The sequence below is a fragment of the Massilia oculi genome (assembly GCF_003143515.1).
Taxonomy (GTDB): Bacteria; Pseudomonadota; Gammaproteobacteria; order Burkholderiales; family Burkholderiaceae_D; genus Telluria; species Telluria oculi.
In genome coordinates this window covers 2,605,892-2,624,390 of record NZ_CP029343.1, presented here as the reverse complement: position 1 = coordinate 2,624,390, position 18,499 = coordinate 2,605,892, and the positions used below count along the sequence as shown (strand labels likewise).

Genomic DNA, 18,499 nt, shown 5'->3' with positions numbered 1-18,499 from the left:
CCATGGCGAGTTACGACTTCTACTTCACGCGCCTGATGTATGAATCGGGCAACTGGGACGTAGATATCCGCATGCCCAGCAACGTGCTGAACTCCCTGGTGGAGTACACCACGTTGCGGGTCGATACGACGGAGCGCATGGTGGCGCTGTCGGATCCGAAGATGCTGCAGGCCCCGTTCTGCTACCTGGCCGGCCACAAGCTGGTGCAGTTCACCCCGGCGGAACGGAGCAATTTCGAGAAGTACGTGCGCGGCGGCGGCTTCGTCTTCGTGGACGACTGCAACCACGACATCGACGGCCTGTTCGCCAAGTCGTTCGAGGCCGAGATGGCGAAGATCTTCGGCGCGCAGGCACTCAAGAAGATCCCGAACAACCATCCGCTGTACTCGTGCTTCTTCAAGTTCGAGGACGGGCCGCCGACGACGTCGATGGAACTCAATGGCTGGGGCGACGACCTGGTGCACGAGTACCTGAAGGCGATCGAGATTGGCGGGCGCGTGCGCGTGCTGTATTCGAACAAGGACTATGGCTGCGAATGGGATTACGACTTCCGCAACAAGCGTTTTCTCGCGGTCGACAACACCCGCTTCGCGGTGAACATCATTCAATATGCGTTGGGAGCATGACCAGTGTCGCAACAAGATGCAGTAGCGTGGAATGAACAGGATATCGCCGCCCTGACGGCGAAAGTGGGCGCGCTGAAGGCCAGCATGGCGCGTGTGATCATCGGCCAGGAAGACGTGGTCGACCTGCTCGTGACCTGCCTGCTGGCAGGCGGCCACGCGCTGGTCGAAGGCGTGCCGGGGCTGGGCAAGACCCTGCTCGTCAAGTCACTGGCGCAAGCCACCGACATGCAGTTCCGCCGGGTGCAGTTCACGCCCGACCTGATGCCGTCGGATATCGTCGGCACCGAGATCCTGGAAGAAGACGCGGCGACCCGCCAGCGCGCGTTCCGCTTCCAGCCCGGCCCGGTGTTCACGCAAGTGCTGCTGGCCGACGAGATCAACCGCGCACCGCCCAAGACCCAGTCGGCGCTGCTCGAGGCGATGCAGGAACGCTCTGTGACCTTCGCCGGCCAGACCCATCGACTGCCGCGTCCCTTCTTCGTGCTGGCCACGCAGAACCCGATCGAGCAGGCCGGCACCTATCCGCTGCCCGAGGCCCAGCTCGACCGCTTTTTGCTGCGCATCGACGTGGTCTATCCGACCGAGGACGAAGAGGTGCTGATGGTCTCGCGCACCACCCACGCGGGCCTCTCGGACGCCGAGCCGGTGATGGACGTCGAGACCCTGCTGCGCCTGCAGCAGCTGGTGCGCGACATCGAGATCGGCGACCACCTGGTGCGCTATGCGACGCGCCTGGTGCGCGCCACCCGTCCGAGCGAGACCACGGTCGACGCGGTGAAAAAACACATCGGCTGGGGTGCCGGTCCGCGCGCCGGCCAGGCCCTGGTGCTGGCCTCCAAGGCGCGCGCCCTGATGCAGGGCCGCCTGGCGGTGACCCGTGACGACATCGCGGCCATGCTGCTGCCGGTGCTGGCGCACCGCGTGCTGCGCAACTTCGAGGCCGAGGCCGACGGCATCGCCATCGCCGACGTGCTGCAGGAACTGCAGAGCGAAATCAAGGTGCCGTAACCGGCTTTCGTATCATGTCGCTTGCGAACACCGCGCTGATCGCGCACACGAAGAAACTCGACCTCGTGATCCGCCATGTGCTGGCGGGCCTGGGCCACGGCATCCACGCCGGGCGCGAACGCGGGGCCGGCGTCGAGTTCTCGGAATACCGCGCCTACGTCCCCGGTGACGAGTGGCGCCGCGTCGACTGGAAACTGGCAGGGCGCGCCGACCGCTACTTCGTGCGCGAGGCCGAGCGCGACAGCCATGTGGCGGTCTGGCTGGTGCTCGATGCCAGCGCCTCGATGGCGGAACCGAGCCGCAGCGTCCCCGCCCTCGACAAGCTGGCCTATGCGCGCATGCTGCTCGGCTGCGTCGCCGCGATCGCGCAGCGCCAGGGAGACGCCTTCGGCCTGGTGGTGCTTGGCGGCGGCAAGGTGGCGTTTACGCCGGCCCTGCGTGGACCGCGCCACCTGCAGCGCGTGCTGTCCCAGCTCCAGCGCGCCGAACCGGGTGGCGACCTGCCCGACACCGAGACCCTGAAGGCGAGCCTGCACTTCGCCCAATCGCCGAGCGCGATCTATGCGGCCAGCGACCTGCTCGACTGGCCGTCGCCGCTGTCGGTGGCCCTGACGCGGCTGCGCCAGATGCGCCACGACGTGCGCGTGCTGGGCCTGCAGACCCAGGCCGAGGTCGACGCCAGCTTTTCCAGCGACCTGGCTTACCGCGACCCGGAACGCGAAGAAGGCGTGTTCCGCTTCGGCGCCGATCTCAAGGAAGGCTACCGCCGCAACCGCGAAGCCCACTTCGGCGCCGTCACGGCGCAGTGCCGCAAGAACGACATGCCGCTGACGCTGGCCGCGATCGAGCAGTCGCCGATCGAGGTGCTGCGGCGCTGGCTGCGGCGTCCCGGGAGGTAAACCATGAATGCACTCTGGTGGCTGGCGCTGCCTGTTCTCATTTTGCCGATCTGGTGGCACCGCAAGAAGCGCGTGCAGAACCAGGCGGCGCCGATGGCGACCGCGCGCTTCCTGCCGCGCACCGAGCCGCGCCAGACGCGCGTCTGGCGCTGGAGCGACCCGCTATTGCTGTTGGTGCGCTGTCTGTTGCTGCTGGTGCTCATCGCCTGGCTGGCCGACCCGGTCTATCCGTGGCGCGGCGATACGGTCGTGGTGACGCAAGGCGCCGACCCCGCATGGGTCGAGCGCGAAGCGGCGCAAGCCGGCCTGGCGGACGCCGAGCGCGTCACGCTGCCCGCCGCGCAGGCGCTGGGCTGGGTGCACACGCACGAACGCGAATGGCAGCGTGACGCGCGCCTGCTGGTGCTGGGCGACGTGCCGATGCCGGCCGCGAAGCCGGTGTTTGGCCGTGCGGTCGAGGTACGCACCCAGGCCGGCGCGCCCGCCAAGGTCGAGCGCCATGTCTACATTGCCAGCGAGCGCGCCGCCGAATGGCGCCGCATGTTCGCGGCGCAGGGCGGTCACGAGACCATTATCGTCGACGACACGCCGGGCGCCGCGACGGCGCTGATCGTGTGGGACCGGGCCGAGGCGCCGCCCGCCGCGCTGCGCGCGCCGTTGTGGTGGGTGACGCAACCGTCGGCCTTCCCCGAGCTGGCCAAGGCGCGCGTGATCGACGGCCTGCGCTACGCCGACAGCGCGCGCGGCCGCCTGTGGCATCATGCCGATTGGCCCCCACGCGATGCGCAGGCCGCGCGTGCGCTGCTCGACGACTGGCAGCAGCTGCACGTCGGACCGCGCCACTTCACGCTGGCGCCGCAGACGTTCGCGGCGGTCGATGGCGCCAATGCGCCGGAACCGGGCGGTGCGCTGCGCGGCGTCCTGCTGGCCGTCCTGGTCGCACTTTTTGTACTGGAAAGGAGTCTCACGCATGCACGGAGGCGTTGAGATCACCAAACGGGTATGGCGCGCGGCGCAGCTGCGCCGCCTGCCGCTGTGGATAGGCGGCGCGCTGCCATGGCTGGCGATTCCATCGGGGCCGGGCCTGCTGGCCTGGGCCGGCTGGTGCGCGCTGGACTGGGTCAAGCTGCGCCGCCGCGTCACCTTCGAGTGGACCGCCTGGCTGGACGGCGCCGTGCCCGAGATGGAAGACAGCGCGGCCCTGCTCGAGGCGGCCGATTCCCCGATCGCCCGCCTGCAGCAGCAGCGCCTGTTCGACCGCCTGGACGCCGTCATCTCGCCGGCCCAGCTGCGCCGGATCGTCGCGCGCCACGTCTCTGTCGGTTATCCGATCGTCCTGGTCAGCGCCGTGCTGGCGGGAATGGTGTGGTATGCGACCACCAGGCCTTCGGAGGCGGGCGGCGTGGCCCCGGCAAGCCCGGTCGGCAGCGCGACCGCGGCCACCCTGGCCGGGCTCACCGTCAAGCTGGCGCCACCGGCCTATACCGGCGTCAAACCGTCCGAGTCGGCCCCTCGCGACCTGCAGGCGCCGGAACAGACCGTCGTCAGCTGGTGCCTGAAGGACGGCACGGCAGGAAATAACAAGATCGAACTGGGCAACGGCCAGGTGCTCGAGCCGGGCAAGGAGTGCGCGCGCTGGACCGCCACCGAGTCGGTGGTGTGGCGCTGGCGCGGAGAGCGCCACACACTGCGAGTAATCCCCGACCAGCCGCCCGAAATCACGATCGCTGCGCCTGCCCAGATGATCCAGGACCTGCGCGAGAACGCGACCGGCACCGCGATGGCGATCCAGATCCGCGACGACTACGCGATCCGGCGCGCCACCCTGCACATGACGCTGGCGCGCGGCAGCGGCGAGAACGTCAAGTTCACCGACCGCGAGATGCCGCTGCCGGCGTCCAGCGATCCGAAGCGGCGCGACTGGTCGAAGCAGTGGTCGCTCGCCGAGCTGGAAATGGAACCGGGCGACGAGCTGTATTTCTTCGTGCGCGCGACCGACAACGCCGGCCGTCCCCAGACCGTGCAATCGCCCACCTACACCGTGCGCCGGCCCGCGCCCGAGCAGGAAGCGGAAGAAGAAAGCGCGGCGATGCCGTCGCTGGTCAAGCCGGCTTCGCTGCGCAGCCAGCGCCAGATCATCATCGATACCGAGCAGCTGATCGCCGATATGCGCGGCACGAAGATGGCGGCTGATGACGTGCGCGACCGCAGCGAACGCATCGCCAACGACCAGGCGCAACTGCGCCGGCGCTATGGCCAGTTCCTGGGCGAGGAATCGTCCCTGTTCGCCGACAATGCCAGTTCCGGCATGGCCGGGGCGCAGAAAGCGGAAGATCACGACGACCACGAGGGGCACGACCATGGTCCGGGCGAGCATCCGCATGAGGAAGGCCACGGCCACGACCACGGCGCCCCGAATACCCGCAAGAGCGCCATCGTGAACGAGACCCAGCACATCCTCGAAACCTATGGCCACGCCCACGACGAGGCCGAGAACGCGACGATGTACGACGAGGGCACCAAGAAGGTATTGCGCCGCGCGCTGGTGGCGATGTGGGATGCCGAGAAGTCGCTGCGCGCGATCGCGCCGAAGACCGCTCTGCCGCCCGAGCACAAGGCGTTGGAGGCGATCAAGGAATTGCAGCAGGCCGAACGCATCTACCTGCACAAGACCGCCTTCACCCCGCCGCCGATCAAGGAAGAAAAACGCATGACCGGCGAGATGGCCGGCGCCGCCAGCTACCGCCGCGAACAGGCCGGGGAGGGCTCGCCGTTGCCGCAAGAGTTGCGCGCATTGGTGATCGCCCTGTCCGGTGAAGCCGCGTTGCCGTCGCTGTGGATGCGCACCGCCAACGACTGGGTGCGTACGCGCCTGCAGGACGACGAGCAGCGCCTGGCCGCCCAGCGCGCGATCCAGGACGTGGCCGACGGCTGCATCGCCTGCCGTCCGGTGCTGCGCGCCTGGCTGCGTACCGGCGCCGGCGAAGGCCAGGTGCTGTTGCAGGCCAGCAGCAAGGTCGAGACCCCGTTCGCGCGTCACTGGCGCGAGGCGGGCGCGCCATGAACCAGACCCTGCTCATCGCCGTCATCGCCCTGGCCGGCATCGTCAGCGCCGTGCTCTACCTGCGCCGCCGCCAGTGGCTGGACGCGCTCTTGATTGCCGTCGCGGCGATCGCCCTGGGACTGTTCGCAGCCGACTTGCGCGCGCCCGGCGAGGCCGGCCACACGCTCGCCGTCGATCCGGCCGCGCCGCCGCTGTCTCTCCAGGGCGTGAATGCCCTGCGACTCCAGGGCGACGGCCTGCGCGCCGCCGCGTGGAACGATCTGCCGGCCCTGCCGCTCGCCTGGCAGGCGCCGAAGGGCGGCGCGCTGCGCCTCGACTTCCCGAGCCAGGTGGCCCTGGGCCGCCTGTTCACCCTGACCGTCGAGCGCGAAGACAAGAGTGAAGCTCGCCTGGAACTGCTGGCCGAGAACGGCCAGCCGATCGCCCAGGCGCGCGGCGCGGGCAAGCTGACCGTCGAATGGATGCCGCCGGTGGCCGAGCGCGTCGTCCTCAAGGCGCGCCTGCTGGACGCGAAGGACAAGGTCGTCGCCGAAGGTCCGGTGCCGTTCACCGTGCACGAGCCGGTCCAGCTGCAGGTCGTGGGACGCTTCGGCGCGCCGTCGTTCGACTTGCGCGTGCTGAACGACCTGCTGGCCGGCAGCGGCGCGCTGCTCGACTGGCAGGTCACGCTGGGCCGCAACGTCACCCGCCTTGAACAGCCGCGCGAAGAGATGACGGCGCCGAACCTGATGGTGATCGATGCCGCCCGCTTCGAGCGCATGGGCGCCGGCGAACGCACCTCCCTGCTCGAGCGCGTGGCCGACGGCATGCCGCTGCTGGTGCTGGGCGGGAATGCGAACGATCCGGGTGTCTGGTCGCGCACCCTGCAGTTGCCGCTGCGCGTGCAGCCGCTGGGCGGCGTGCTGGAGGCGCCGCTGGAGATGCCGCTGGCGCCGATGCTGCCGACGGCGCGCGACGCCGGCCCCTGGACCGGGTCAAGCGACATGGTCTGGACCCGCGACTGGAAGAAGGGCCGCATCGCCTGGCTGGGCGTGAGCGAATGGCACCGCCACGCGATCGCCGAACCGCGCAAGCTGGCGCTGTGGTGGCAGGGTGTGCTCGACCGCGTCGGCGTCGAGCGCCGCCAGGAAACCGAATGGCTGGAGCCGCGCGAGATGCCGCTGCCGGGACAGCGCCTGGAGGTGTGCGCGCGCGGCGTGGCGGGTGAAGTCGCCTTCCCGGCGCTGAAGCAGGCCATGCCATGGCAGGGCCGTGCGGATCGCGTCGATGCCGCCTGCGTGGCGCTATGGCCTCAACAATCCGGCTGGCTGGAGATGAGCGACAGCAAGGCCGGCGCCCATGCCGTCTACGTGTACGCCGCGACCGATTGGCCGCAATGGCAGGCCATGCAGCGGCGCCAGGCGACAGCACGCTACGCCGCACGCACGCCATTGGCCGCGCAGGAGGGGCCGACACGCCCCATGCCGGTCTGGCCGTTCGCGCTGGCCTTCGCCGCCGCGATGCTGCTGCTATGGTGGCGCGAACGCAGGTAGCGGCAGGTGCGTGGCCGTACGGATCTCCATGACGCAGTGCTCCATCATGTGCACTCGAATGGGAGAAACGTATGAATCAAGCAGCACAGGTCGACGACCGCGGCGCGGCGCCCGAGTCGCCGCGCCAGGATTCGCGCAAGGTCATCTACGCGGCCATCGTGGCCAATCTGGGGATTGCCATCGCCAAGTTCATCGTAGCGGGCATCACCGGCAGCGCCGCGATGGTCGCCGAGGGCATCCACTCCGCGGTGGATACCGGCAACGAATTGCTGCTGCTGCTGGGCGAACGCCGCAGTGCCCGCAAGCCCGACCGCAAGCATCCTTTCGGCTACGGGAAATCCCTGTACTTCTGGGCGTTGATCGTCGCGCTCTCGGTGTTTTCGCTGGGAGGCGGGCTGTCGATCTACCACGGGTTCGCGGCGCTGCAGGATCCGCCGCCGCTGGAGGATCCGCTATGGAACTATGTGGTCCTGGGCGCGGCCGCGCTGTTCGAGGGCTATAGCTGGAATGTGTCGCGCAAGGCGCTCAACGCGAAACGCGGTCCCGGCATGACGCTGTGGCAAACGGTCCGCGCCAGCAAGGATGCCTCTGTATTTACTGTATTCATCGAGGATTCGGCCGCGCTGCTGGGCATCGCGATCGCCGCGGCCGGCATCGCGCTCGGCCATTATTTCGACAATCCCTACGCCGATCCGGTGGCGTCGATCCTGATCGGGCTGCTGCTGGTGGGGGCGGCCATCACGCTGGCGCGCGAGACCGGCGGCCTGCTGGCGGGGGAGGGCATCGACGGCGCGCAACTGGCGTCGTTGCGCGCGCTGTTCCTGCGCGAGCCGGCGCTCGAGAGCGTGGCGAGCCTGCGCACCATGCAGCTGGGCCCGGAGGAGGTGCTGCTCGCAGCCTCCGTGCAGTTCCGCCGTGGGCTGCGGATCGCCGAAGTGGAACAGGCGATCGCCCGCATCGAGACGGCGATCGGCGCCGCCCATCCGGTGATCCGCCATGTGTATTTCGAGGCGTCCGGACTGCGCTCGGCACTGCGCTGAGCCGAGCGCGCCGGACTCAGAACGTATAGTCCGCCTTCACGTAGGCCGAACGTCCGTTCATGCCGAACGGGCAGGTCTCCCAGCAGTGCGTGAAGCCCATCTGCGGGAAGGGCGCGGCGCGCTCGGGGTCCCAGCGCGTCGGATAGGTGTCGAACAGGTTGTTCACGCCCGCCGACAGCGACAGGTTCTTGTTGAAGGCATAGCGCCCGGTCAGGTCGACGATCCATTTCGCTTCCCAGGTCTGCACGAACGGCGCCGTGAACCCCTGTCCCTGCACCGCGCCGAAATAGTTGGCGCGCGCCGTCAGGTTCCACGGTCCGGTGGTGTAGTCTGCCGACACCACGTGGTGCTTGCGCGGCTGGCCGCGCTCGATCAGCGTCACCTGGGCGTCGTCGAACAGCTGGGCGCCGGTGAGCACCGGCGACTGCGAATGGCGGTCGTCGACCTCGGTCTTGTTGAAGCCCAGCTGGCCGGACAGCACCAGGGTCGAGCCCTGGCCCCGGATGGTCTGCTGCGCCACCAGGTCCAGGCCGGTGGTGGTGGTGTCGATCGCATTGGTAAAGAACTGGGCCTGGCCCACGCGCAGCGGATCGAGGATGTTGCGGATCGGGCAGGAGGCCGGAGTCGGGCAGGGGCCGGACTCGGGCGCGATATTGCTGGAGAAGACGATGCGATCGTCGATCTTCGTGCGATAGACGTCGGCCGTGAGCGAGAAGCCCTGAGTGGGGCGCAGGATCATGCCGATGCTGGCGCTTTTTGACGTTTCTTCCTTCAGCGGCGCGATGCCGAAAGCGCGCGTGACGGCGCTGTCTTCGCGCGCGGTCAGGGTCTCGGTCAGCACGCCGGCGGCGTTCAGGTTGGTCGAGACCGAGCTGTAGAACTTCTGCTGCACGCCGGGCGCCCGGAAGCCGGTCGAGGCGCTGCCGCGGATCCCGAGCGTGCGGCTCGGGTCCCAGCGCAGGCTCAGTTTGCCGATGGTGGTGTTGCCGAAGTCCGAGTAACGTTCGTGGCGCGCCGCGGCGCCAAGCGTGACGCTGGCGCCGAACTTGCGCTCCAGGTCCAGGTAGTAGGCGGTGTTGTGGCGCCCTTCGTCGACCGCGGTGCTCGGAGTGTAGCCGGGGAAGCCCTGGATGCCCGAGGCGGCGATGCCGCCGTTCTGGTCGCGGATGACGATGGCGGGATTGTTGGTGCGGCCATACTGGTAAGAGACCGGGTCGCCGGCCTCGATCTCGTAGTTATCGCGCCGCCATTCGAAGCCGGCGGCCACGAACAGCTCGCCGCCCAGCACGTTCACCGGCCCCTTGAAGTCGAGGTTGAAGGTGGTCTGCTCGAACTTGAGCGTGCCGGTGTCGGCCGACGTTGGCGACTCGCCGTTCTCGTACCAGTAGCTGACGTTGATCGAGTTCCGTTCGTGGAATTTGAGCTGGCTGCGGCCGTGGTTGACGCTGGCGTCGGCGTTCCAGCCGTTCGGCAGGTCGTGGCGGTAGCCGACGGCGAGCGAGGCGTCCTGCACGGTGGTCACGATATTCGGCAGGAAGCCGTTCGGATAGATCTCGGGCACGTTGCGCGAGTCCTCGGCCGGGCGGAAGAAGCCGCCCGAATCGCCCTTGCGTTTGGAGGCGCCGCCGAAGGCATACAGTTCGCCGCCGGCGGTCGGGATGGCCGAATTCATCCACAGGTAGTAGTCCTTGGCGTTGCTGTCGCCCAGGCGCTGGGTCACGCGCGGCGGGTTGACGCGCAGCGTGTCCGGGCCGGCGCGGTTGGTCTCGTCGCGCTTCCTGGCCTCGACCGACAGGTTCAGGTAGCCGCCGTCGGCCCCTAGCGCAAAGCCGCGGTTGGCGCTGGCCGAATACGTGTCGCCGTCGCCTTCGTCGGTGGTGCCGGCGCTGGCGCTCAAGGTGCCGGTGCCGGCGCCCTTCTTGAGGATGATGTTGATGACGCCCGCGATCGCGTCCGATCCGTACTGCGCAGCGGCGCCATCGCGCAGCACCTCGATCGACTGGATCGCCGACAGCGGGATCGCATTGATGTCGGTGCCGGCCGAGCCGCGGCCGATGGTCTGCTGCACGTTGACCAGGGCTTGCTGGTGGCGGCGCTTGCCGTTGATGAGTACCAGCAGCTGGTCCGGGCCCAGGCCGCGCAGGGTGGCGGGGCGGATGATGTCGGTGCCGTCGCTCACGAAGGTGCTGGTGAAGTTGAACGAGGGGTCGAGGTCTTGCAGCACCTTGCCCAGTTCGAGCGTGCCGGCCGACTGGATGTCCTTGCTGTTGATGAGGCCTACCGGGACCGCGGTGTCGAGCGCGGTCTTGGCCTGGGTGCGCGAGCCGAGCACCACGACCTGCGACATATTGCTGTCCGTTTCCTGGGCGCTCGCGCTCGTCAATGCTGCCATCAGTGCCGACGCCAGCAGGGCGCGTTGCGGCAGTGTTTTCTTGTTCAACTTCCTTGTCATCCTCTACCCCCTGCAATGAGTGTTGTCATGTCATCCGCTTGTCCGGATGTCATTTGATGTTAGCAATGGGATATGTCACTTCACTACGAAGATATTGAAAAAAGTAAATACGAACGTGAATGGGCGGGATGGCCGTCGCGCAAAAGAGACGTCTTCTCACACTTCACAACATAATCATGAGTTTCGGGTAATGCGTTGAGAATAAAGATATTTTTGGTGAGAAATGTTGTTGGAAAGAGTTTGATGAATTGTTACGTTCTCTAACAAGATTTCCAACGGTGTGCCGCCGAGTGGCCTTAGCATGAGGTTTCAAGTCGGCGCTTTCGCCGCATTTCGTAGGCAGCCACATCATGATCCAACGACGAATCGACGAGCAGTCCGCGCTCGCTACCGAATATGCGTTGTTCCTGGCCGAGACGCGGGGCGTGTCGGCGGGGCTGGTGTACCTCGAGAGCTGCAATGTCTCACAAGAGATCCTGCTGCGCGCCATGCAGGATCCCGCCGCCCGCCGCAGCCGCGAGCGGCGTCAACGGCAACGGAACGACTAGATGAATATCACCCAGCTATGCAAGCGCTACGGCCTGGAACACCATGGCAGTCTCGAAAGCGCCTGGGACGCCCACGGGCCGACCGGCCTCGTGCTGATGCAGCTCTGGCACGCTCCCAACCAGAAGCTCTCTCACCACCCGCTGCCCGGCGCCCAGCTGCGGGTGCGCTGCATGGATGCCAGCCAGGGCGTGGAAGTCGATGAACAAGCGCGCGCGGCCCGCGTGCGCAGCATCGCGGCGGTCGAGAAGGGCGCGCGCGGCTTTGCCGCGATGTCGATTCCGCCGAGCCAGTCGCGAGGCGCCGGCGCCTGGGCCAAGTACGCCAACCTCGAACGGGTGTTCCCGGTGCTGGGGCTGGAGCGCGAACCCTGCGGCGCGGTATTCGCGGTGCTCGGTGCGCCGGTACCGGCGTCCGAGCTGGGCGTAAGCGGCCACCTGCCGGGCCGCCGCCCGCCCACGCCGCGCCATCAACTCACGAATGGTCGCGCATCCACTCTTTCAGGCCGTTGACCCAATTCTTGGCCGGCAGGTTCAGGCGCCGCTTGATCTCGCCGGCGCGCTCGTACAGCACCGCGAAGTCGATCTCGGGCGCCTCCTTGAAGGCCAGCACCACCACGTTCGCGTCATGCACCTCGGGCAGCCAGGCGACGGCGTCGAAGACCTGCTCCATGTGCAGGAAGTTCTTGTCGTAGTTGCTGAAGTCGCCGAACACATTGGCGGTCATGACGCCACCCGGCGCCAGGCAATCGCGGCAGCCCTGGTAGAACTCGACCGAGTCGAGCACCGGGCCGCGCGCATCCTGGTCGTACAGGTCGACCTGCAGCACGTCGAACCTGCCATGGTTGGCGCGATCGAGCACGAAGTCGAGCGCATTCATCTCGCGCACGTCCAGGCGAGCGTCGTTGTCGGGCAGGCCGAACAGCGCGCGGCAGATCGCGATCACGTTGGGATTGAGCTCGACCGCCGTGACCTGCGCCTCGGGAAAGCGCTGGTAGCAGAACTTGGTCAGCGCGGCGCTGCCCAGCCCGAGCTGGGCGATGCGGCGCGGCGCGCGCTGGAACAGCGTCCACAGCATCATCATCTGCACGTATTCGAGTTCGATCGTATCCGGCTTGGCGATGCGCATCGCGCCCTGCACCCAGGAGGTGCCGAGGTGCAGGAAACGCACGCCTTTGAATTCGTCGATGGTGGCGGGCGGATGGCCGGGCTGGGCGAAGCGGGGATCGATGGTGGACGGCGGCATGGTCGCGATGAGGCAGAATCAAAGCCGATCTTACCAGAGAGCGCCGGGATTCAGCCGGATGGCGGGGCGGACAGCGCCGGCAGGAACAGCGTGACGGCGAGGCCGCCGCCGTCGCGGTTGGCGAGCAGGATGCGTCCGCCGTGCGCTTCGGCGATCTCGCGCGCCAGCGCCAGCCCCAGGCCGGTGCCGCTGCGCTTGGTCGAATAGAAGGGTACCAGGGCCTGGGTCAGGACCGTCTCGCTCATGCCGCTGCCGCGATCGAGCACGTCGATGCGCAGCTGGTCCTGCACGCGCCGCACGTGCAGCTGGACGTCTTCCGGTTTTGATCCCGATTCATGGGCGTTCTTGAGCAGGTTCAGGAGCGCCTGTTCGAACTGGGCGGGGTCGACCCAGGCGGGGTCTGGCGGCAGTTCGCCTTCGACCGAGAAATCGACCTGGCCGGCCAGGCGCGCGACCAGGTCCGGCCAGGGGCAGGCTTCCAGCCGCGGCGTGGGCAGCTTGGCGAAGCGCGCATAGCCGAGGATGAAGCTCTCCAGGTGGCGGGTGCGTTCGCCGATGGTCGACAGGATCTGCGGCAGGCGCTCCACCTGTCCACGCCGCACCAGCTCGGCGCCGGAATGCGCGAGCGAGGCGAGCGGCGCCAGCGAGTTGTTGAGTTCATGGCTGATCACGCGGATCACCTTCTTCCAGGTCTGCACTTCCTGGCGCCGCAGTTCGGCCGTCAGCTGGCGCAGCAGCAGCAGCTCGTGGCGGCGCCCGTTCAGGTTGAAGGTGCTGCGCGCCAGGTGATAGACCTCTTCGCTTTCTCCCTCGCCGGCACTGAACAGGCCATCGCCACCGCGCGCCAGCGCCTCGCGCAGTGCCGGCGCCGCCTCGTCGAGCACGGCGCGCAGGGCGTGTCCTTCCAGCTTGCGACCATGCGCCAGCAACTGGCGCGCGGCGACGTTGGCGTAGACGATCACGCCCGCATGGGTGCTCGAATCGGCCACCAGCAGCATCGCCACCGGCGTGTTCTGCACCATCGAATCGAGCAGCAGTTCGCGCTGCGCCAGGCCCAGGCGCTGCTCGCGCAGCACGGCGCCGAGCCGGTTGTGGGCCGAGATCAGGTCGCTCAGCTCGTCGTTGTGCGGCCAATGCAGGCTGAAGGAAAAATCGCCGTCGCGGTAGCTGTCCACCGTGCCTTCCAGCGCGCGAAACAGCGACAGGATGGGCTGGACTTGCGCGCGCAGGGTGATGATCGCCACCGGCAGCAGTCCGAGCAGGCACAGGCCCGCGACCAGCAGCGGGCGGCCCGGGAACAGATGGTCGAGGCCGAGCGCGGCCAGCATGGCCAGCACCAGCAGGGTGCCGACCAGCGCCGACAGGCGCGTGACCAGCGAGAACCTGGCCCGCGTCGGCGCCTGGCTCATGGACGTTCGATTCCCAACCGTTCCATGCGGCGGTATAGCGCCTGGCGCGACAGGCCAAGCTCGTTCGCCGCCTGCGCCACCACGCCGCCGGCGCGCGCCAGCGCCGCCACGATGGCGTCACGGTCGGGCTCGAGGTCCTGCGCCGGCAGGCTGGCGGCCGGCAGGCCGAGGTCGGCCACCGTGATGGTGTCGCCGCTCGACAGCAGGTTGGCGCGCGCCATCACGTTCTTCAGTTCGCGCACATTGCCGGGCCAGGGATGGGCCAGCAGGACCGCTTCGGCGGCAGGATGCAGGGTCTTGCCGCGTGCCAGGTACGATTGCGCCAGCGGCAGGATGTCGCCAGGACGGCTCGCGAGCGGCGGCAGGCGCAGTTCGATCACGTTGAGGCGGTAGAACAGGTCTTCGCGGAAGGTCCCGGCGCGGATCATTGCGGAGAGATCCGCATTGGTGGCGCTGATCACGCGCACTTTCACCTGCCGCTCGCGGTTCGAGCCGAGCCGCTCGAAGCGGCCGGTTTCCAGCACACGCAGCAGCTTCATCTGCCCGGCCAGCGGCAGGTTGCCGATCTCGTCGAGGAACAGGGTGCCGCCGTCGGCCGCCTCGAACTTGCCTTCGCGCGTCTTCGAGGCGCCGGTATAGGCGCCGGCGTCGGCGCCGAACAGTTCGGCCTCGATCAGCTCGGACGGCAGGGCGCCGCAGTTGAGCACCACGAAGGGGCCGTCGGCCACCGCCGAATTGGCCTGGATGATCTCGGCGATGCGTTCCTTGCCGGTGCCGTTGGGGCCCGTGATCAGCACCGGAACGTCGGCGCGCGCCACCTGGCAGGCCAGGTGCAGCACGCGTTCGGTGGCGGGGTCTTGCCAGACCAGGCCGCGCAGGTCGAAGTTCAGTTCGAGCTCGCGCTTTGCCTTGCGTTCGCGTTGCAGGCGGCCCCGGAGCGCGCGATTGGCCTGGCCCAGCTCGATCAGGTTGCCGACCGTGGCCAGCAGGCGCTCGTCGTTCCAGGGTTTGGACAGGTAGTCGGCGGCGCCAAGCTTGACCAGGTCGACCGCCGCATCCAGGTGGGTCCAGGCGGTGAGCAGGATCACCGGCAGGTCGGGATGGCGCTGGCGGATTTCACGAAACAGCGTCACGCCTTCCTCGCCCGAGGTGGTGTCGGCCGTGAAGTTCATGTCCTGGATCACCAGGTCGACCGGCTCGCGCCCGAGGAGGTCCAGGCCCTCCTCGGGCGAGGCCGCGCGCAGCGCCGCGATGTCGTGCAGCGAGAACAGCACTTCGAGCGCCATGGCGACCGCGGCATTGTCGTCAATGATGAGAACGGTGGGCATGGCCGCCAGCATATCACTCTCCGGTTCAGGTGCTGCGGGTGGCCAGCGCCGGCGAGATGCTGGCCGCGCGCCAGGCCGGGCCGTAGGCGGCCAGGATGCCGATCGCCCAGAACAGCAGGGCGCCGCCGGCAAGGTACACCAGCGGCAGGCGCGTCATTTCCAGCCTGCTCACCAATAGCCCGTTCAGTCCCACGCCCAGCAGCACGCCGCCTGCGACGCCAGCGCTGGTGATCAGGACATTTTCGACGATGAAGTAGCGCAGGATGTCGATCTTGCGCGCGCCGAGCGCGCGTCGCACGCCGATCTGCTTGCGGCGCTGGGTCACCCACAAGCTGGCCATGCCGACGATGCCGCTGCAGGTCACCAGCAGCAGCAGCACGCTCACCGTCACCAGCATCCATGACAGCGCCATGTCGGCACGGTAGCGCTTCTGGCGGTCCTGCTCCACGGTGGCGGTTTCGAGGATCATCGGAATCAAGGACGACTTGCGCAGCGCCTGCTCGGCATCCTTGATGATGCGATCGCGTTGGCCCGGTTCGGCGCGCACGGCATAGATCGCGCCGGCTGCGCCGTACAGCCGCGCCGGCACGATCACCGAGAATTCGCCCAGGTCCCCGATCTGGACATGCGCGGTCTGCAGGCGCTCGACGACGCCGACGACCATCGCGCCGGGCGCGTCGCCTGTACCGAAGTACATCGTCTTGCCGATCGCCGAGGCGCCAGGCCACAGCCTGTCGGCCAGCGCCTTGGTGACGATGACGGTACGGGGCGGCGTGCGCTCCTGCTGCTCGTTGATATCGACCAGCTCGCCCGGAAGAAAATCACGGCCCTCCACCAGTTGCAACCCGAAGGTCTGGACCAGGGAATCGCCCGACACATACATGGCCGCCGACGTGGTCTCCTGCTGCGGATCACGGGTGGCGGACATGCTGCTGGTGCTGCCACTGTTCGACAATGGCATTTGCGAGACGTGCGCAACCGAGACGACGCCCGGCACCGCGCGTAGCACCTCGGTATGTCGCTTGATTGTCGCCAGCATCTGCTCCGGTGTGTCGTTGTTCAGGCTGCGTACCTGGAAGTAGAACGTGGCTGCCTCGTCGAGCAGGCCGGAGGGGCGGGCGGCGACGGTACGGCGCTCGTTGACGATGTGCAGTGCGTTGACCAGCAAGGCCAGGCTGAGCGCCACTTGCAGCGCGACCAGGATCGGGCCGGTCTTGTTGCGCAGGAGCGCAGAAAGGATGGGACGGATTTCCATGGTGGCTCCTGGATTATTGTGACTTGAGTTGGATGGCCGGCGTGACCTTGCAGGCACGCCAGGTCGGCAGCAGGCCCGCAATGACGGCCGCCGCGATCGACATCGTGAATGTCAGGGCCAGCATTTGCCAGTCCATGCGCGCAGCGGCCGCCATGCGCGCACTCTGCATGCCGATCAGTGCCAGCGCGCCGAACGACAGCGCCAGGCCGAGCAGACCGCCTGCAAGGCCGATCACACCGGTCTCGATCAGGAATTGCCGGAAGATGTCGCCACGGGAGGCGCCCAGTGCGCGCCTGATGCCGACTTCGGTTGCACGTACCGAGAACTTGGCCAGCAGCAGGCCGATGGTGTTGACGAGGCATAGCACCAGGAAGGCGAATGCCAGCCACGCCGACAGCTTGCTGTCATTGCCGACGACCTTGAGCTTTTCCATCCATTCCATCACGTTGTACAGCGCGTTGGGAGCGTTGCGCTGCATCCGGCCAAGCTTGCGCTGCTCGCTCGCATAGTTGTCGATATAGTTTTGCAGTTCGGCGCGATCGGCACTCGAGCGGGTCTCGAACCAGAACTGGATCCAGGTGCACTCGGAGGCGAGCAGGTTGGCGTAGCCGCTTTCGCGGTTCCTGCTGCAGCTCATGCTGCCGGAGTGCCCGGTTTCGTGGCGGATGGCGCTGGAAAACGGAATGAAGAATTCTTCGCCTTGTCCGGAGTGGCCGCCGCCGACCAGCTTGTAGTAGCGGGTCAGCGGCTTCCAGGTATCGGCTACCCCGACTACCGTGTAGGGATTGCCCATCAGCGTCAGGCGCTGGCCGACCGGGTTTGCGTCGCCGAACAGTTTTTCCGACATGGCGCGGCCGAGCACGACGACGTCCGCCCCGCGTTCGTCGTCCTGCTCGCTCCAGGCCTGTCCGTGCAGGAAAGGCACGTCGAACATGGCGAAAAAATCGCGCGTCGGCGCGATGCCACTGCTTTTGAAGGCCGACATATCCTTCCGCGGCGGTTCGATCGGAAGCAGTACGCCGTACATGGCCGTGCGGCGCTCGCCCTGGCCGTCGCGCAGCAGGTTTGCGGCATCCTGGTAGCTCATCTGCATATCGTCGGGTTCGGCGCCGGGCGTGTAGCCATCCAGCCCACCGTTGTCGAACTGCGGCACGAACAGGCGTTCGCTCTTGGATGGGATCGGGTCGCCCGACATCATGTGCAGGATGGTGAGGGTCGAGACGCTGGCGGCCACCCCGATCGCCAGGGTCAGGACCATCAGCGCGGTCAGCGCCGGATTGCGGCGCAGGCTGCGAAGGCCGAGCTTGAAGTAGTAGCCGAACATGAAGGCTCCTTATGCCGGCAGACCGGCGCTGGCGTCGCTATCGACGTTGGCCAGGGAAGGACTGCGCCGCACCAGGTCGGACACCTGGCCGTCGATGATATGCACATTGCGGTGGGTGCGCACCGCCAGCTCCGGATCGTGGGTCACCATCAGGATGGTGGTGCCGGCGGCATTGATCTCTTCCAGCAGTTCCATCACGCCGCGCGCCATCTGCGTGTCCAGGTTGCCGGTCGGTTCGTCGGCCAGCAGCAGTTTCGGAGAACCAGCCAGCGCGCGCGCGATCGCCACGCGCTGCTGCTGGCCGCCCGACAGCTCGGCGGGGTAATGCTTCATGCGCGACGCCAGGCCGACCTTGGCCAGCGCATCCTCGATGCGCTCCTTGCGTTCGCGCGCATTGAAGCCGCGGTAGCGCAAGGGCACGTCGACGTTGTCGAACAGGTTCAGGTCGGGAATCAGGTTGAAGCCCTGGAAGATGAAGCCAAGCTTCTCGTTGCGCAGGCGCGAACGGGCAGCGTCGTCCAGGCCTTTCACGTTGACGCCATCGAGGACGTACTCGCCCGAGGTGAATTCCTCGAGCAGGCCGGCGATGTTGAGGAAGCTGGTCTTGCCCGAGCCGGACGGGCCGGTGACGGTGACGAATTCGCCCGGCTTGACCTGAATCTCGAAACCGCGCAGCGCATGGGTCTCGATCATCTGGGTACGGTACACCTTGCTCAGGTTGGACATGCGCAGCATGGTTTGCTCCTTGTTCTGTTTGTGTGCTTGAGGGTA

Annotated in this window: 16 protein-coding genes; 9 read left to right on the top strand and 7 right to left on the bottom strand. The window is 67.5% G+C overall.

Annotation, left to right across the window (positions count from 1 at the left end; all coding sequences use genetic code 11):
- Positions 1 to 2 precede the first annotated feature (2 nt).
- The 7 genes from DIR46_RS12155 to DIR46_RS12125 all read left to right on the top strand — a co-directional run bounded on the left by DIR46_RS12155 (position 3) and on the right by DIR46_RS12125 (position 8,169).
- Positions 3 to 626: a DUF4159 domain-containing protein gene (locus DIR46_RS12155; protein WP_109345447.1), complete on the top strand. Its 624-nt coding sequence runs from the start codon at positions 3 to 5 to the stop codon at positions 624 to 626.
- 3 nt (positions 627 to 629) lie between these two features.
- Complete coding sequence (locus DIR46_RS12150; RefSeq protein WP_109345446.1) at positions 630 to 1,634, top strand: AAA family ATPase; 1,005 nt, start codon at positions 630 to 632, stop codon at positions 1,632 to 1,634.
- 14 nt (positions 1,635 to 1,648) lie between these two features.
- On the top strand, positions 1,649 to 2,533 hold the full coding sequence (locus tag DIR46_RS12145) for a DUF58 domain-containing protein (protein ID WP_109345445.1): 885 nt from the start codon (positions 1,649 to 1,651) through the stop codon (positions 2,531 to 2,533).
- A 3-nt stretch (positions 2,534 to 2,536) separates the two neighbouring features.
- Positions 2,537 to 3,520 (top strand): BatA domain-containing protein, encoded by a 984-nt coding sequence (locus tag DIR46_RS12140; protein ID WP_109345444.1) that lies wholly within the window; start codon positions 2,537 to 2,539, stop codon positions 3,518 to 3,520.
- Positions 3,504 to 5,597: a hypothetical protein gene (locus tag DIR46_RS12135; RefSeq protein WP_109345443.1), complete on the top strand. Its 2,094-nt coding sequence runs from the start codon at positions 3,504 to 3,506 to the stop codon at positions 5,595 to 5,597. The genes DIR46_RS12140 and DIR46_RS12135 overlap by 17 nt, the downstream gene beginning before the upstream one ends.
- Positions 5,594 to 7,129, top strand: a complete 1,536-nt coding sequence (locus tag DIR46_RS12130; RefSeq protein ID WP_109345442.1) for a hypothetical protein — start codon at positions 5,594 to 5,596, stop codon at positions 7,127 to 7,129. The genes DIR46_RS12135 and DIR46_RS12130 overlap by 4 nt, the downstream gene beginning before the upstream one ends.
- 71 nt (positions 7,130 to 7,200) lie before the next feature.
- On the top strand, positions 7,201 to 8,169 hold the full coding sequence (locus tag DIR46_RS12125; RefSeq protein WP_109345441.1) for a cation diffusion facilitator family transporter: 969 nt from the start codon (positions 7,201 to 7,203) through the stop codon (positions 8,167 to 8,169).
- Positions 8,170 to 8,185: 16 nt separating this feature from the next.
- Here the strand turns inward: DIR46_RS12125 and DIR46_RS12120 are convergent, their stop codons facing one another.
- The gene (locus DIR46_RS12120; RefSeq protein WP_229446579.1) at positions 8,186 to 10,609 is read right to left on the bottom strand and encodes a TonB-dependent receptor plug domain-containing protein; all 2,424 of its coding nucleotides are present in this window, start codon (positions 10,607 to 10,609) and stop codon (positions 8,186 to 8,188) included.
- Positions 10,610 to 10,971: 362 nt separating this feature from the next.
- Between DIR46_RS12120 and DIR46_RS12115 the strand changes: the two genes are divergently transcribed.
- Together DIR46_RS12115 and DIR46_RS12110 are read left to right on the top strand one after the other, a co-directional pair.
- Entirely contained in the window at positions 10,972 to 11,169 is a 198-nt protein-coding gene (locus tag DIR46_RS12115) for a hypothetical protein (RefSeq protein WP_109345439.1), read from the top strand.
- A complete protein-coding gene (locus DIR46_RS12110) occupies positions 11,170 to 11,679 on the top strand; it encodes a hypothetical protein (RefSeq protein WP_109345438.1) in 510 nt (169 codons plus the stop codon).
- Here the strand turns inward: DIR46_RS12110 and DIR46_RS12105 are convergent.
- From DIR46_RS12105 to DIR46_RS12080, 6 genes are read right to left on the bottom strand one after another with little or no spacing between them, the layout of a single operon-like run.
- Positions 11,642 to 12,412 (bottom strand): spermine/spermidine synthase domain-containing protein, encoded by a 771-nt coding sequence (locus tag DIR46_RS12105; protein WP_109345437.1) that lies wholly within the window; start codon positions 12,410 to 12,412, stop codon positions 11,642 to 11,644. The two genes, DIR46_RS12110 and DIR46_RS12105, sit on opposite strands and share 38 nt — an antisense overlap.
- 50 nt (positions 12,413 to 12,462) lie before the next feature.
- Positions 12,463 to 13,821 (bottom strand): sensor histidine kinase, encoded by a 1,359-nt coding sequence (locus tag DIR46_RS12100; protein ID WP_109345436.1) that lies wholly within the window; start codon positions 13,819 to 13,821, stop codon positions 12,463 to 12,465.
- The gene (locus tag DIR46_RS12095) at positions 13,818 to 15,149 is read right to left on the bottom strand and encodes a sigma-54-dependent transcriptional regulator (protein ID WP_109348004.1); all 1,332 of its coding nucleotides are present in this window, start codon (positions 15,147 to 15,149) and stop codon (positions 13,818 to 13,820) included. Before DIR46_RS12095 ends, DIR46_RS12100 begins: the two co-directional genes overlap by 4 nt.
- Positions 15,150 to 15,174: 25 nt before the next feature.
- Positions 15,175 to 16,404 (bottom strand): ABC transporter permease, encoded by a 1,230-nt coding sequence (locus tag DIR46_RS12090; RefSeq protein WP_109345435.1) that lies wholly within the window; start codon positions 16,402 to 16,404, stop codon positions 15,175 to 15,177.
- 13 nt (positions 16,405 to 16,417) lie between these two features.
- Complete coding sequence (locus DIR46_RS12085; RefSeq protein WP_109345434.1) at positions 16,418 to 17,728, bottom strand: ABC transporter permease; 1,311 nt, start codon at positions 17,726 to 17,728, stop codon at positions 16,418 to 16,420.
- A gap of 9 nt (positions 17,729 to 17,737) precedes the next feature.
- Complete coding sequence (locus tag DIR46_RS12080; RefSeq protein ID WP_109345433.1) at positions 17,738 to 18,463, bottom strand: ABC transporter ATP-binding protein; 726 nt, start codon at positions 18,461 to 18,463, stop codon at positions 17,738 to 17,740.
- Between the last annotated feature and the right edge of the window lie 36 nt (positions 18,464 to 18,499).